This window comes from Treponema sp. Marseille-Q4523 (assembly GCF_016901105.1).
Lineage (GTDB): Bacteria > Spirochaetota > Spirochaetia > Treponematales > Treponemataceae > Treponema_D.
In genome coordinates this window covers 25,056-41,079 of the sequence record NZ_JAFEVM010000026.1, presented here as the reverse complement: position 1 = coordinate 41,079, position 16,024 = coordinate 25,056, and the positions used below count along the sequence as shown (strand labels likewise).

General features: G+C 49.3%; 12 protein-coding genes. 5 read left to right on the top strand and 7 right to left on the bottom strand.

Features of this window, described 5'->3' with window-relative positions; all coding sequences use genetic code 11:
* Window positions 1-174 precede the first annotated feature (174 nt).
* A complete protein-coding gene (locus tag JSQ97_RS09140) occupies window positions 175-1,068 on the bottom strand; it encodes a YitT family protein (protein ID WP_239447066.1) in 894 nt (297 codons plus the stop codon).
* Between the two features lie 198 nt (window positions 1,069-1,266).
* Here JSQ97_RS09140 and JSQ97_RS09135 point away from each other — a divergent pair, with 198 nt between their 5' ends.
* Window positions 1,267-3,399 carry a methyl-accepting chemotaxis protein gene (locus JSQ97_RS09135; protein ID WP_239447065.1) on the top strand — a complete coding sequence of 711 codons (2,133 nt, stop codon included), beginning with the start codon at window positions 1,267-1,269 and terminating at the stop codon, window positions 3,397-3,399.
* 187 nt (window positions 3,400-3,586) lie between these two features.
* Here the strand turns inward: JSQ97_RS09135 and JSQ97_RS09130 are convergent, their stop codons facing one another.
* The 4 genes from JSQ97_RS09130 to JSQ97_RS09115 form a co-directional block, all read right to left on the bottom strand.
* Window positions 3,587-4,618 (bottom strand): extracellular solute-binding protein, encoded by a 1,032-nt coding sequence (locus JSQ97_RS09130; RefSeq protein ID WP_021330816.1) that lies wholly within the window; start codon window positions 4,616-4,618, stop codon window positions 3,587-3,589.
* Between the two features lie 62 nt (window positions 4,619-4,680).
* Complete coding sequence (locus JSQ97_RS09125; RefSeq protein ID WP_205075771.1) at window positions 4,681-6,339, bottom strand: ABC transporter permease; 1,659 nt, start codon at window positions 6,337-6,339, stop codon at window positions 4,681-4,683.
* Complete coding sequence (locus JSQ97_RS09120; protein ID WP_205075770.1) at window positions 6,326-7,459, bottom strand: ABC transporter ATP-binding protein; 1,134 nt, start codon at window positions 7,457-7,459, stop codon at window positions 6,326-6,328. The genes JSQ97_RS09125 and JSQ97_RS09120 overlap by 14 nt, the downstream gene beginning before the upstream one ends.
* A gap of 364 nt (window positions 7,460-7,823) precedes the next feature.
* Window positions 7,824-9,698, bottom strand: a complete 1,875-nt coding sequence (locus JSQ97_RS09115) for a methyl-accepting chemotaxis protein (protein WP_205075769.1) — start codon at window positions 9,696-9,698, stop codon at window positions 7,824-7,826.
* 193 nt (window positions 9,699-9,891) lie between these two features.
* On the opposite strand from JSQ97_RS09115, the gene rsmI reads away from it, so the two are divergent.
* From rsmI to JSQ97_RS09095, 4 genes are all read left to right on the top strand, one after another.
* Window positions 9,892-10,599, top strand: a complete 708-nt coding sequence (rsmI, locus tag JSQ97_RS09110; protein ID WP_205075768.1) for a 16S rRNA (cytidine(1402)-2'-O)-methyltransferase — start codon at window positions 9,892-9,894, stop codon at window positions 10,597-10,599.
* A gap of 21 nt (window positions 10,600-10,620) precedes the next feature.
* Window positions 10,621-10,908, top strand: coding sequence for a flagellar biosynthesis anti-sigma factor FlgM (locus JSQ97_RS09105; protein ID WP_205075767.1), 288 nt, complete (start codon window positions 10,621-10,623; stop codon window positions 10,906-10,908).
* A 184-nt stretch (window positions 10,909-11,092) separates the two neighbouring features.
* Complete coding sequence (locus JSQ97_RS09100; RefSeq protein WP_205075766.1) at window positions 11,093-12,241, top strand: iron-containing alcohol dehydrogenase; 1,149 nt, start codon at window positions 11,093-11,095, stop codon at window positions 12,239-12,241.
* 25 nt (window positions 12,242-12,266) lie between these two features.
* Window positions 12,267-13,091 (top strand): TrmH family RNA methyltransferase, encoded by an 825-nt coding sequence (locus JSQ97_RS09095; protein ID WP_205075765.1) that lies wholly within the window; start codon window positions 12,267-12,269, stop codon window positions 13,089-13,091.
* 71 nt (window positions 13,092-13,162) lie between these two features.
* On the opposite strand, the gene JSQ97_RS09090 is transcribed toward JSQ97_RS09095, so the two are convergent.
* Window positions 13,163-14,659 carry an HDOD domain-containing protein gene (locus JSQ97_RS09090; protein WP_205075764.1) on the bottom strand — a complete coding sequence of 499 codons (1,497 nt, stop codon included), beginning with the start codon at window positions 14,657-14,659 and terminating at the stop codon, window positions 13,163-13,165.
* 232 nt (window positions 14,660-14,891) lie between these two features.
* Window positions 14,892-15,980, bottom strand: coding sequence for a DUF7954 domain-containing protein (locus tag JSQ97_RS09085; RefSeq protein ID WP_205075763.1), 1,089 nt, complete (start codon window positions 15,978-15,980; stop codon window positions 14,892-14,894).
* Window positions 15,981-16,024: the final 44 nt, after the last annotated feature.

Here is a 16,024-nt window from a genome sequence, read left to right as displayed (position 1 = left end):
AAACTATATAAAGTAATTTTTTTTTCATGGCATAACATTTCCTTCTTTACAAGTTCTGCCGGTTACAGAAATAATAGTATGTTCATCGGTTATTACAATTTTTTTTGAGAATGCGATGTATTGTCCTATCTTCCGCGTATTGTGCCCGCCTCTATCGTATTGACGCCGAGCCGTTCAATCGTTCGGACGCAGGTAAAATTGACCGAGTATCTGTTTCGAATGCAGGATATTGATAAATGCGAGCGGGTCGGCTTCTTTTACCTTCCGCGCAACTTTTTGCACTTCATCCGCAGCGACGACCGAATACACCAAATCGCGTTCCGCTCCCTGATAGCAGCCCTTGCCTTTAAAGACCGTCGCATCGTGATTCGTTATTTCGTGAATCGTCTTGTATACGTCGGCGGGACGGTTCGTAATGACAAAGAGCGTCGTCTTTTGATAACGCTTGTATATGGAATTGAGCAGCTGGGTCGCGGAAAATTGGAAAAAGATCGAATAGAGTGCGCGCTCCCAACCGAAAATCGTTCCGGCGATCAAAAGGATCGCAGTGTTAAAGACGAGCATATAGTTCCACGCATCCCTGCCGTATTTTTCGGAAATGAAAATCGCGATGATTTCGGTACCGCCGCCCGACGCACCTGCACGAAGACACAGGTATCCGCAAAACGCAGCAATGATACCGCCGAAAACGGCTGACAGCAGCACGTCGTCGATGATCGCAAAATCGGGAAAGAGGTCGACGAGTACGGAAGAGGTGACAACCATGAGACAGGTGTACAGCGTAAAACGCCTGCCGATGTATTTAAAACCGATGACGATAGGGATGACGTTCATGACAAGCATGACGGGACTGTACGGAAGCTCAAACGAAAAATACGTCCGTGCGACGTGCTGAATGAGCAGCGTCAATCCGGTAAAACCGCCGGGGAAGAGATCGCCCGCACGGATAAAGGTTTTCATATTCAACGCCGAGATAACGGCCGCAATGAGAATGAGCGCTATTCGCCGAAGACTCGCACCGACGCCGCCGACGCGTTCTTTAACAATTTTTTGTACCGCCTGTCGCATAGGCGCAAGCATATACTATTTTCGCATTCGTGGCAAACGGCATCGCCGAACCGCACGGGACGACCGTAGACAAATCGTATAAAAAGCTCTAGGATAATGAAGACCCTTGATTCCATCCGACAACATCGAACAGCGATTATTAAGAGTATCCTAAAAATTTATTCGTGGCGTAAGAAATTTTACAAGGAGGACTTTAATATGACCGGCCGAAAAAGCGATGATACGCTGCCTGCGAAAACGACGAAAAGAAGAGGCTTGGTATTCAAAACCTCATGCATCGTATCCGTTATTTTTATCGTATCGATAACATTGCTGAGTACGATCATCTTTAAACAATTTTCATCCATCATTCTGACCAATACGAAAAACAGTTTGCGGAACAGGGTCGAACGGGAATCGATGGTCATCTATGAAAAGATATTTTCAAAAGTGGAAAGCATTGCAACCAATTATGCATTACTGATCAATACTTTCGGTTTTGCCGATCTCAAAAGACTTGAAGATATAAGCGGTGCGATGATCGCCGCCGACGATACGATCGTCGGCGGCGGTTTTTGGCTTGAACCGTATACGATACCGGGTCAAAAATTATACGGTCCATATTGGTTCCGCGATAATGACAAAATACAGATGACGTGGGAATATAATACCGACGCGAATAATTACACGCAGTTCAATTGGTATACGCACGACGGCCTTGCGGAAAACAAAAAAGTCGTGTGGAGCGCGCTCTATCACGATGCGGTAACCGGCGTTCCGATGATAACCGCGACGTCGGTGCTGTCGGCGGGAAAGAAAAAACAGGGCGTCGTAACGATCGATTTGGGGCTTGCGCCGTTGATCGATTATTTTTCCACCGTACGTTTTCAAAATATCCGCGAGTATGTTTTATCGCTCGTTGACGGCTCCGGCAGGTGCTTAAACAGTAACGACAAAGAATCGATCGGAAAACAAATACTCGGCAACGCGGAAATGAACGGACAAACCGTTATCGAAAATAAAGGCAATATTATCTTCGTCGCCCCGATCGCCGAAACGGGTGTCTTCATGTATCTCGAAGTAAAAAAGCGCGTTATATTCGAATCCTTTTATACATTATTAATCGTAAATATTGCAATCGCGCTGTTTTTTATCGCCGTTTTAATAATTACGGTGATAACGTTTATGAAATCGACTTTAATAAAACCGATCCATAAAACGGTGCAGGCACTTAAAAGCATTTCGGAAGGAAAACTGAATACGCGCTTACCCGTAAAAGGCAACGACGAACTGACCGATCTGTCGAAATACTTTAACTACGCGATGGAAAACGTCGGAACTTCGATCAAAGCGGTCGATTCGAACACCGGCATAATGGAAGAAATCGGCGCTGAACTCGTAAGCAATATGACCGAAACCGCAAGCTCGATAAAGCAGATCAGCGGAAACATCAACGATGTCAAAATGAAAGCGACGGTACAAGCGGCAAGCGTAACGGAAACGGCCGTAACGGTTGAGAGAATCATCAACGCGATTCAGGAACTCAACACGAGCATCGAAACGCAGGCGGCGAGCGTTTCCGTTTCATCGACCGCTATCGAGCAGATGGTCGCGAACATTGCGGCGATCACGCAGACGCTCGAAAAGACGGACGACACCATAAAAATGCTTGCGTCCGCTACGGAAGACGGCAAAGGGACGATAACGGATTCGAACAGTATCACGCAAAAAATCATCGAAGCGTCCGGCGGTTTATTGGAAGCGAGCACGGTCATTCAAAACATAGCGCGGCAGACGAACTTACTCGCAATGAACGCGGCGATCGAAGCGGCGCATGCAGGCGAAACGGGAAAGGGGTTTGCGGTCGTTGCGGATGAAATCAGAAAGCTTGCGGAAGACTCGGCGGCACAGGGCAAAAACATAACGGTGACTTTAAAGATGCTGTCGTCCGAAATCGATACGCTCGCAGCCGCCGCAAAAACGGTAGAAGAAAAATTTACGGTGATCTTCGATCTGTCGGAACAGGTCAAAATCATGAGCGATGAATTGATAAAAGCGATGCAGGAACAGGAATACGGCAGCAAAGAAGTGCTGACCGCGATTAAAAACATCAATACGGTGACGGCGCAAGTGAGCAGCAATTCCGCGGAAATGCTGAAAGGCAGCGAAAACGTTGCCGAAGAAATGAAACGGCTCGACGATTTAACCGGTATCATCACCGACAGCATGGATGAAATGGCGCTCGGCGCAAATCAAATAAATGACGCCGTTCAAGACGTAAGCAAAATAACGCAAAAAAACAAACACAGCATCGAAATACTGACGGACGAAGTGCGGAAGTTTACGCTGTAGCGTTGACGGCACTCGCCGCCGATACTGTCCGCTGCCGTTATACACGGCGGATGGCACGGCTTTCGGCAACGCGCTTCGTCGGTATAGACAATGCCCTCAGTCGGTGCACGATAAAAAAGGGGCCGCCTCAAAAGTCGCTTAACTTTTTCGGCAGCCCTCATGCAAAAACAATTTTACGGCGTAGCGCTTATTTGTGGTTCGACGTGTAAATCGCGTTCCACCGTTCGAGCACCGCTTTTTTGTTCGCAATCAGCCAATCGATATCGCGGCTCACCCATTTCACGTCTTTGCTTGCGGGGAGATACTTCGACGTGTACGTCGCTTTCGTATTCGTCAAGCGCAGCGTCTGCAGCGCGTTGCCGAGTTCCGTTTCGCCTTCCGGGCTCATCAAAAATTCTATGAGCATTTTTGCGCCTTCGGGATTTTTGCAGCCTTTGATCATCGCGCAGCCGAACGCCGATGCGGACGTCCCTTCGGCCGGATACACCATTCTGATATTCGTTGCACCGGATTTCAGCAGCGTCGAAGCGCCGTCTTCATACGTCAATCCGACAACATATTCGCCCGTCTGTACGCTTTTGAAACACACGGAAGACGACGTCGAAACGACGAGACCGTTTTTAATAAGTTTTTCGATGTAATCCCATGCCTTCGGACTGTCGTTCCCGTACACGGACATGATATTGCATACATTGTTCCACGCGGCGGACGACGAGTTGGGATCCGAAAAAACGATTTTGCCTTTTAATTTCGGATCAAGCAAATCGGGATAACCTTTAATGTTCAAACCGAGCTGCTTTTCCAAATCGGTGTTGACGCAGAACACGACGGTCGAAAGGTGATCGAGATTGTAAAAACCGTTGTTCGATCGGTAGTCGGCCATGATCTCCGGTTCGTACTTCGTCAGAAACGGTTCGAATAGATCGGCATTGATTTTGCCGTCACTGTTCGAAAGACCGCCCCACATGACGTCGCCCTGCGGATTGTTTTTTTCCGCACGGATCCGCGCGGTCAATTCGCCGGCAGAACCGTTGACGACTTCGATCGTCATTCCCGGATTTTTCGCTTCGAATAATTTCGTTAAATTGCCGATATCGTTTTCGGTCATCGAAGAATACAAAACGATCCTGTTGTTCTTTTTGTCGGATTCTCCGAGAGAAAAAACAGGGAGACACAGACTCGCCAACAACGCGGCAAAAATTATCGATTTCGTTTTCATAAATACCTCCATATTTTGTAAATTTGAAAACTGATTTGAGAACCTCAAAAGTACAATGTTTTTTATACCTGTATATCTTCGGCACCGCTCACTTTCAAGTAGACGAGCAGCGATACGAACGTCAAAACCGTCAAGATGGACGAAAATGCACACGCCATCCCGTAATTTCCCATCGCGATGGAAACGTATGCGGACATCGTCAGCGTGATCGTACTGTTGTTGTACAGGATGATGGAACTCGACAGTTCCGTTACGAGCGAAACCCAGCTCAAAATCGCACCCGATAAAATACCGTTCGTCATCATCGGTACGGTGACGGCGCGGAAGGTTTTCAGCTTTGACGTGCCGAGACTGATGGACGCTTCTTCGATGCTCATCGGGATTTGAATAAGATTTGCCGTCGCCGAACGTATCGTATACGGCATACGTCGTATGACGAACGAAATGATCATGATGAGCATCGTCCCCGTCAGCGCCAGAGGTTTATTGCTGAACGCGATGACGAGCGCAATGCCGATAACCGAACCGGGGATGATATACGGGATCATCGAAATGGAATCGATCAAATTGTTCCAGAGATTGGAACGGCGCACGACGAGGTACGCGATAAAGATCGAAAGCAAAATAATGACGAGCAGCGCGAGGCCGCTGATGAGCAGAGAATTGGAAAACGAACGGAACAAGAGCCGTCTGGCCGCAGCACGGTAGCTGTCGAGCGAAAAGCCCGGTTTGAACACAGCCATATCGCATTTTTTAAACGACAGGTAGATGACATAGAGCTGCGGCAAAAACGAAAACGCGATGATGAGATAGCAATATGCGTTCATCAAAATACCGCCGACCAATCCGGGATTTTTCTTTTGTACGGGATGCAGCGCGTTGATCGAAAATTTGAATTTATTTGTGCCCCACTTCTGCAATGCAAACACGAGCGCCGTGATGACAATTGCGATGACGCTGATCGTCGCCGCAAAATGAAAATCGGTACCGTTTTCACCGAGGTATTGATTGTAGATCTCCACCGGGAACGTCCGGAATCCTTCGCCGAGCAAAAGCGGCGTTCCGAAATCCGCGAACGATCGCATAAACACGAGCAGCGATGCCGCGAGGATCGTCGGCATGCACAGCCGCAGGATGATTTTGAGCAGGCGGTTTACGCCGACACAGCCGAGGTTTGCGGACGCTTCGAGCAGACTGTTATCGATGTTTTTAAACGCGCCGTTCATATAGATGAATACGAGCGGAAACAGTTTAAGCGTTTCGACAAGGACGATGCCGCCCATACCGTAGATGCTGCCGAACATTTTTATGTGCAGCGTGTTTTCCAAAAAAACGGTGAGTACGCCCGACCTGCCGAGCAGCAGGATCCACGCGTACGCGCCGATAAAGGGCGCCGACATACAGCACAAAATACTCAAAATGAAAATCGTTTTCGCGCCTTTTAATACGTAAAACGAATAAAAGTACGAAAACGGAATACCGATGAGGAGTGAGCACAGCGTAATTAAAACGGCGAGCTCGAAACTGTTCAATATCGTACGGCTGTAGTACGGCTTCGAAAAGAACGTCGCAAAGTTCTGCAGCGTAAAGCGTCCGCTTTCGTCGAGCACCGCCAGCCTGAAGATCTTTATCATCGGATAGAGCAGCGTCAATATAAACGCCGCCATGATGACGAGAGACACAAATGTCCAAACATCGACTTTTCGTTTATTGTGCAGCATGTACGCTCTCCGTGTCCGCATTGTCGTCTTTTACGCCGGACAAAATATTGTGTTCTCCGTCGGCGGTAAAAATATTGATCTTATCGATATCGAGACCGAGCTTTATATCGCTGTCTTTTTTTAATAAATCGTCGAGCGCCGAAATTTGAATCGTTTCGATTTCCATGCCGTCGGGCAGCGTGATGACAAAGTGCGTGCTCAAACCGAGGAAAATGCAGTCGAAGATCTTTGCGGATATCCCGTCTTCGCCATGCTTCCGCATAAGGAATTCTTCCGGCCGTATGGAAACGACGACATCTTGATCGTGCTTATACCGATCCTGCACGTTTTTCACTTCGACTTCGTAATCGAATACCGACAAAAAGCACGATCCGCCGCGGACGGTGAGTTTACCGTTTATTAAATTGCTTCTGCCGATAAACGAAGCGACGAACATATTGACGGGGCGCTGATAGATCGCTTTCGGCGTTCCGATATGCTGGATAACGCCGCCGTTCAAAACGGCGATCCTGTCGGAAACCGCCATCGCTTCTTCCTGATCGTGCGTAACGTAGATCGTCGTAATGCCGATTTTTTTCTGCATTTCGCGGATAACCGAACGCATTTCAACGCGGAGCTTCGCGTCGAGATTGGAAAGCGGTTCGTCCATCAGCAAGACGCTCGGTTCTATGCAGAGTGCACGCGCGATCGCGACGCGCTGCTGCTGACCGCCGGAAAGCTGGCTCGGCATCCGTTCCGCGAACTGATCGATCTGCATCAATTTTAAAAATTTTTCCGCTTGGTTGTGTATTTCCGTCCTTGTCAATTTTTTATTTTGCAAACCGAATTCGACGTTTTTTCTGACCGTCAAATGCGGAAAGATCGCATAATTTTGGAACACCATACCGATATTCCGCTTCGACGGATCCAAATCGTTTATGCGCTTATCGTTAAAATAGAAATCGCCGCCTTCGATGGAATTAAAACCGGCGATCATGCGCAACAGCGTCGTTTTGCCGCAGCCCGACGGACCGAGCAACGTAAAAAATTCTCCTGCACGGACACCGACATTCAATTTGTCGATTATCGTTTTACCGTCAAAAATTTTTACCGCATCCTTAATGGTAATACTTACACTCATATAATAACTCCACTTATGGTATATCTTTTCATTATATTTCAAAAAAAGCGTTTGTCAATATAAAAAAATCAGTATATCGGGGACACGTGATATTTTTTTAAAATTATTAAACAAGCGCTTGAGCGGCGACGCGCCCTAAGCCGCGGTAAGGCGCAAAGTGCGGCATCGCACTACAGCGGACACAGTAAGGATCGACAAAAAATATTAAAAGTGCAACGGCACCTCTAAAATGCAACCGGTTTTTTTAGCGATGTCCTAAACGCCTCAAGCGAATTCCGCACCGCCGCGCATACCCTTGTCGGCAGAGTGCATATGTGTTTGACGAGTTTACAAAATCTCACGACCGTGCGCACGCGGTGTTCGATCAGCGGTTGACCGTAAAGGTATTTATTTCGTCGGAAAGCTTTTGAACGTTGTCGCGGTTCGCCGTCGTTGCGGAATCGACACTCTGCACGGAGTGGATGATCGACTGTGCCCCGCTCGACATTTCGCTCATTGCGCCGTTGATCTCTTCCGTCAAATTGGCAAGGGCGGTCATCTCCGCTGCGATCTGCTTGCCGCCGTTCGTCAACTCTGCAGAACCTTTTGCGACAAGCTCGATCGTCGATTTGATTTCGGTCATCGCTTCAAGCACTTGAGAGCTGCCGGCCGACTGTTCCTGCATCGCGGACATAACAGTGCGGTTCTGTTCCGTAACGTCGTCGGCAAGCGAAAAGATCGTATCGAATTGATTTTTTACCTGCGTCGTACCGTTCGACACTTGCTGAATCGATTCCTGCAGTTCCTGCAGCTGTTCGCTGATCGTTTTACCTTGTTCGTTCGACTGTTCGGCGAGCTTTCGGATTTCGTCCGAAACGACGGAAAAGCCTTTGCCCGCTTCCCCCGCATGTGCCGCTTCGATCGCGGCGTTCATCGCGAGCAGGTTCGTCTGATCGGCGATGCTCTGGATGATATTGCTCGCTTCAAGCAAACCTTCGGATCGCTCGAGGATATCGCGCGCACGATCGACCGCCTGCTCTATTGCAGCCCGCCCGTTATTCGATGCATCGCTGAGTTTTTGCGCGGCGGATCCGCTCGCTTTCAGCGTATTCGTCACCGATCGGATATTTGCAACCATCTCTTCGACCGCCGTCGAAGACGAATCGATGCTCACCTTTTCCCGGTCGATATTTTTGTCGAGATCGTTGATGTATTCGACCATACTTTTGACAGTCGCCTGCGCTTCTTCGACCCCCGCCGCCTGATTGACGATCCTGCTCTTGACCGATTCGATATTTGCGACGATCTGCATAATGCTCGAAGACGTTTCGCTCACGCCGTCGGCAAGATTTCCCGCCGAATCGGTGGAAACGGCGACCATGCTCATAATGGCGCGGAGCAGGCGACGCATGACGTTGTAAAATTGATTTAAGTCCGTCATAAGAGCACCGAAATCGTCACGGCTCGTTACGACAAGGCTCTTTTGCGTATAATCGTTTTTGGAAAGATACGCCGAAAATTTCGTCATCGCTACAATACGCTTTTGCATATTGCTTATAAAAAGATACGAATCGAAAATAGCGGCGACGCTTCCTATGATAAGCACGGGCAAAACGCGCGCCAAAAACAACGGAAGCGCGTCCATCGTTGCGTTCGCCGTACAAAACATCGGCGCGAGTACATAGCAGATAACACCCAAAAAACTGAAGCCGGTGATATTCGCATTTCTTATGAACACCGAAAGCGTTATATATTCGCTTTTCATCGGAAGATTGTGAATATGTTTTTCAAAATATTCAAGGAACGGAATATACGAAATCAGTGCAAACAGCCATGTACTGCCTCCGGCCGCCAACAGCAACACAAGCGGCTGATACTCGATAGTATGCAAACGACATGCTATAAGCATAAACGTAAACAAGGCAATACCGTTGATATTCGCGCCGATTATGGAGAGATTTTCAAAATGTTTTGCGCGCAGGTTGGTGATCTGCACCGACGTTTGCGAACCGTCGTATTTGCAAATGCTGTTTTCATAATACACATAGACACAGATCGGTAGAACGACATTGAAGACGACTAAGCCTATCAAACAGATCGGTGTAAAGAGTATGCGCAGAAAATCCATTATAGAAAACGCATGAATAAAAACGAGAAAGGGACCGAACGCAAGCGTCGGCAAAACATACGCCCCCATAAACAGCGCTCTCGTAGTAAACGGAAATTTCTCGATCAATTTGATGGAATTTGTGTCACTCATGCAAAACCTCTCAATCGTACAGCTTTATTTACAGCTCATTAATTTACCAATTATAATACATAATCGTATTATTTTCAATCTATAGTTTAACAATTCGGTTGCTTGCTGCACGGTCTGCCTTTTGCGAAATTATACGCCAAGCGCCAACCGTCGCCTTGCAAAATTGCGGTTGAAGGTTTATACTGATTTCATCGTGGCCTCGTTATATATCGTAGGAACACCGATCGGCAATCTCGGCGATATTACGTTCCGCGCACTCGAAACGTTCAAAGCGGCGGATGTCATCGCATGTGAAGATACGCGGCACACGCTTGAGCTGCTCACGCATTTCGGCATACGCAAGCCGCTCGTATCGTGCAGGGCGCAAAACGAAGAAAAGTCGGCCGAAAAAATCGTCGATCTGCTGAAAAGCGGCAAAAACGTCGCCTACGCGAGCGATGCGGGCACGCCCGGCATCAGCGATCCGGGCGCCCTTTTGGCGGGTATCGTGCGCGATGCAGGTTTTGCCGTCGTACCCGTTCCCGGCCCTTCGGCGCTCACCGCTCTCGTAAGCGTTGCGGGAGCGGGCGGAAAAACCCTCGTTTTCGAAGGGTTTTTGTCACCTTCTCCGGGAAAACGCCGCCGGCGCTTGAAAGAGCTCCTCTCTTCGGGGGATGCCGTTATTTTGTACGAATCGCCGTTCAGGCTCCTCAAGTTGCTCGGCGATTTAGCCGATATTGATAGTGAGCGCCGTATCGTGATCGGGCGGGAACTGACAAAACTGCACGAAGAAATCATCGATGGAACGGCGACAGAGCTGCGCGACGAGTTCGCGTCCCGAGAGTCGATAAAAGGCGAATGTGCGGTTTTCGTTTCGGGTGTAAAAAAAATTAAACTTTCTGATAAATCTGCCGATAATTAATCGGCAGAGGGGCAGGACGGAATGATGATAGACAAAATCGGGGGAGTAAATCCTCTTAACAATGTGCAGAACGCTCACCGGATAAACGAACAGGGAGCACCGAAGGTCGGCAACGATTCGATCAGCGTTTCCGAAGAAGCCAAGCGCATGGCCGCTTTGTATTATATGGACAAAGTTTCGGCCGAAACGTCGGATGTTCGCGCCGACCGCGTCGCTGCGGTAAAAGAAAAGATCAAAGATCCGTCTTATCTGAATAATGCCGTAATCGATTCCGCTGCGGATCGCATTATGACGAGCTTCGGACTCTGATCATCCGACGCGCATTGCGATAAAATAATGATCGATGTAAAAAAGGCGGAAATATCGTTCCGTCTTTTTTTGTTTGTACCGGCCGCTCTCACGGAGCGTGCGGTCATATACGTGTGCGTTCTCGCGCGCAGCTGAAAACTTTTCGGAATTTATTATTTTCCGCAAAAGTTTTTACGGGAGTATTATGGCTGATTTTATTTTCCGTATTTCACCGAATATCGTATTGGGGCCGTATACGCTGAGCCGTATAGGACAGTTTGTGCGCGAATACGGTTCGCGTTTTCTCATCGTCATGGATCCGATATTAAAAGAAGTGAACCTCGCGGATAAACTGCTCGAACCGCTTTCCGAACGCAAAATCGATTACTTCGTTTTCAACGAATTCGGCGAAAATGCGGACACGAAGACGATCGAACGCATACTCGCTCTCGCACGCGACGGACACATTCACGGCGTCATCGCCACAGGCGGTTCTAAAGTGCTCAATGCCGGCTGCGCGATCGCTTCGCTCTACAACGAAAACCACGACCTCTACGATTATGTCGACGGTGCCGTGCCGACGACGGGCGCGCTGCCCCTCGTGTGTGTGCCGACGACGATCCGGGAACCCTTTATCTACGCATCCGTCACTCCGATCGTCGATTCGCGTTCACGTCAAATAAAACTGCTCAAAACGCAGAACGGGTTGTGCAAGCTTGCGGTCATCGATCCGAATTTAACGCTGACGCTTACCGACAATCAAAATACGGCGATGGCGCTTGAAACGCTGTGCCTCGCCCTCGAAGCCTACCTTTCACAAAAAGCGACGTTTTTCAGCGATATGCTCGTCGAAAAATCGGTCGAACTCATGGGCTACGCGATGGGCGGTTCGCCGACGCTCGAAATCACGACGCCGGAAGAAATACTAAAATCTCAGGCGGGCTGCATGGCGTCTCTCGCCGCCGCTTCAAGCGCACCGGGTCTCGGCACGCTCCTTTCCCTGTGCATCAATTCCCGTTTTACCGTTTCGCGTTCGCTCATCGCATCGATTTTGCTTCCGAGCATCATCGAGGACGCCGGCAAATTCAAAATAGAGCGCGTCGAAAAGCTCGCGCACATTTCCCGCATCGTTCCTTCCGACGTGCACGGAGAAGAAGCGGCCGTCCGTTTTGCAGAGTACATCCGCGAACTGCTCGCCAAAGCGAATCTTCCGTCGCGCCTGAAAGAATTGTCCATTTCGATCGAACAGCTTGCGCTCGCCGCCGAAGACGCGGGTCAGCTTGAATTCGTAAACACGCTGCCGCGCAGCATGACATCGGACGATTTGTTCGACTTCATCAAACTCGCGTACTGAACTGCAACGCATTCGCAGCATCGCTATGATCGAGCCGGGAAAACTGTTTCAGCTTGAAGGCGGACAGCGTAGGCGGAAGCTCGCGCTTACGTTCGGAGCACTCGAACGCGACATCGCAGGTATCGCGGAAAAAGGTTCGTCCTACGATTTTCCGTCCATGACAAGAGCGGCATACACGAAGCGCCTTGCGGAAATCGTGCTGCACGATCCCGCCCTCCCCTCTCCTGCGGCGGCGGAACTCCGCTCTCTCATCGATGCCGAACCCTTCGACGAGAGGCGCGTATGCAACTGCGCGCGCAATCATCTCCTTGCAATCATCGGAACTTTTCCTGCCGAATGGGATTTAGTCATAGCACCGCACGCTTCCCCCTTCGATAAAAACGGCACCGTAAGGCGGCGCGATTTTTACCCCGGTATGTGCGTGTATGCGGAAGACATACGCTCGCCCTTCAATCTCGGATCGATTTTCAGAAGCGCGGAAGCTTTCGGTGTCGATAAAGTATACCTGTCGCCGTTTTGCGCCGATCCCCGTCAAACGCGAGCGCTGCGAAGCGGCATGGGCTGCATCGAAACGCTCGGATGGGAACGAAGATCGCTCGACGACTTGCCGCACAGACTGCCGATCTTCGCCCTCGAAACGGGCGGTACGCCGATTTCCGAATTCGTTTTTCCGAAACGCGGCATCTGCCTCATCGGCTCGGAAGAACTCGGCCTCAGCCCCCAAGCGCTCGATCGCGCCGAATACGGGCGCGTATCGATCCCGATGAAAGGACTCAAAGCGTCGCTCAACGTCGGCGTCGCCTTCGGCGTCCTCCTCGCCTCATGGACGCAATCCGTCAAAAAAGGCTGAACGGACGGAGCATCGCCGTAAACACAGCGCTATCAGTCGATATTTTCGAAACCCGACTTTCGATCTATTAATTAATTTGTCCGGTCGCGCTTAAATGCGATGTACAGTCTGTCGGCGATGGATTTCAGCTGCGCTTCCGACGTGATTTTGAAAAGCGAGAGCACTGCGGGATCCATTTGATAAAAATCGATATCGCCTTTTTGATAGTGCACGGTCGCATCCGCAAGGTATACGAGAGACACGAGCTTTCTGATATTCTCAGGCGCTTCTTCCGGTTCGTGGTGATAGCGGATGACGTTTGAAACCGTTTCAGGAAAATTCCATTTTTCCGCAACGCGCGCGCCGATCTCGCCGTGGTTCACACCCGATATCAATTTTTCGAAGGTTTCTTTTGCAATACCTTTGTTGCTGCAGACCGTCATAACGCGCTCGAGCAAATCGGGATGCGCCGTTTCAAAGATGATCTTTCCCATATCGTGGAGAAGTCCGCAGATATACGCGTCGTCGATGACGGCACGCTCGTTCGCACAAAAATTGCGCGCCATATTGTACGAATAGAATGCGACTTGGTATGCGTGCGCCCACAACTCTTTTTTGCTGCCCGGAACCCTTTCAAACGTTTTAATTGAGCCGATACTGTACAAAAGGTTTCTGATACCGCGTATGCCGACGAGCTTTACCGCGTCCGCGATATTCGAACATGGATTTGCAAGAGCGAAAGCTGCAGAGTTGACGAGCTTTAATAATTCTCCCGTAAGCGTCGCATCGTTGCTTATCTGCATCGCTATGTCCGACATCTTCGAGTCGGGATCGTTTAAAAGCCTGTTGAGCCGCACGATATTGTCGGGGAACTGCGGCAAATCGTTGATCGTTTTAATAAATTCCAGCGCGACGATCGACAATTCCTTTTTCGTCTTTTCGCTCACCGGTAATATGATGCGCGTGATCGTTTCGCCGTTTTCCGAAACCGTTTGAAAATTCTCTTCCGTCAAACCGATCTTTTCGAGCATCAAAATCATGATGATGAGCCCGAGTCCCGCACCTTCGGAGTCGTCGAGTATCTGTGAAAGCGCTTCTTCCATAGACGTGTACTGCTGAGCGCGCGCGAGCTTATCGTGGATGCGTTTGTATTCGAAAACGGTGAGCGGACAATTGTTGTGTACTTCGATTTTGATTTTATTCGCACGGGCTTGCAGAAAAAGCTTTACATAAAGGCGTGCTTCTTTTTGCAGCTGCAGATAATGATCGATATTGCCGAGCGTGTCCGCCTTGAACGTCGCCATACCGGCTTTATAATCGCCCGCATCCATGATATTGAGCTTTTTTTCCGCGAAATACACGCGTTTTGTGTTCGCCTTTTTCGCATTCGTCATAAGCTCGCTCAGGCAATAACTCAAATACTGAATCATCTGCTGCTGATCCAACTCGGTCAAAAATGCACTGAGTATATCGCCCATATAGGTTTCCATCTCGCGCGGCAGCGTGTATGTCGTAATGGAAAGCGGTATACCCGAATGTATCGCCATCTTGATTTTTTCAAGATCGACTGCCATTTTTTGTAATGCCATGATATCTCCGAATTACCGACAGAAAATCGGTTTAAAATGAATTAATAAATTATAGCACATATTTTAAAAAAGTAAAATACATACGCGCATACATTTATGGACAAACGCACGGAAAACACTATCCCCTAAAAAGGAAGGAGTAACGCAAAAATCGCCTCCACAGCGACAGCCCCGCCGTACATTGCGTTTCCGCGGCTGCAATCCGTGCGCTCAAAGGGTTAGGAAATGCTTTTCAAAAATCCGACTGTACCCGGTAAGAATCGGCGATACGGTCGAAATACGATCTGCCCGCAGCGTACGCGCTTTCGAACACGCTGAGCGTAAAAAACGCGTACGAACCGTCATTTCTCTTTGTCAATTTCCTGACGATTCGCGTCGCCCGCTTTTTTTCGGCATCGTAAAAGACCGCGCCGAGCGCATAAGTTCCCGCAGCGCCCTTCACCGAAGCGCGTCTCCAATCGGCATAAGACGTACCGTTTCCTTCGAGGAGGCGCCGGATCATGAGAGCTTCCGCACGATGCGAAGTTTCCGCGGGCTTCGGAAGAGAGGCCATGGAAATGACCGCATCGTTTCCGAGCATCCACATATTGTCCATCTTTTGCACCCAGTCTTCGTCGGCGTCAAGTTTTTGCCCGTCAAACGAAAGCGTCATTTTTTTTGCCGCGGTTTTTTTTCGCTGTGTGCGCTTTTTTTTGTCCGCGTAGGATCCGGGAAAACCCGTAAAATTCGAAAAGGCTCCGTCGCTCGAAGACGCAAGCTTTCCGACGCTTACGACGTCGAAGAGCATCGACATATCGCTTCCCTTTGCGATGCGCGCGACGTTGAAAAGCGGAATGAGGTAATCGTATTCGACGACGACTTTGCCGCCGAACTGCATGATGTCGTCGGGCACGATCCGCTCGTTTTCACGGACAATGTTGCCGGCTTTGATACGGTGCGCATTCAGCGTGTACATCATGTCTTCAAGATAATTGACGATTTCTCCGTCGCGCGGAGAGCCGGATGCAATCTGCTTTTCACCGGTGATTTCCATATGATCGGATGCGGGATCGATCGTTACAAAAATCGTTACGGAAAGCGGCGCGTCTTTATCCGTTTTCGGCGCGTAATATCTGGCGGCATAGGTCGCTTCATCGTAGCACAGAAAGCCGACGTAAGACTTCCGCGTAAAGGTCTTATCTTCGTAATACACGTATTCGCCCGATGCATCTTCGACGTACGGCGTAAATCCCGGAAGCGCACTCGCCGCCCTCATGCACAAAAAAAACGCCGCACAAGCGATCGCCTTATAATAATTATTGATTTTTTTTATCGGTTGCATAACGGTCACCCCTCCCTTTTGCGCACCGCGAATTTGCATCGCGT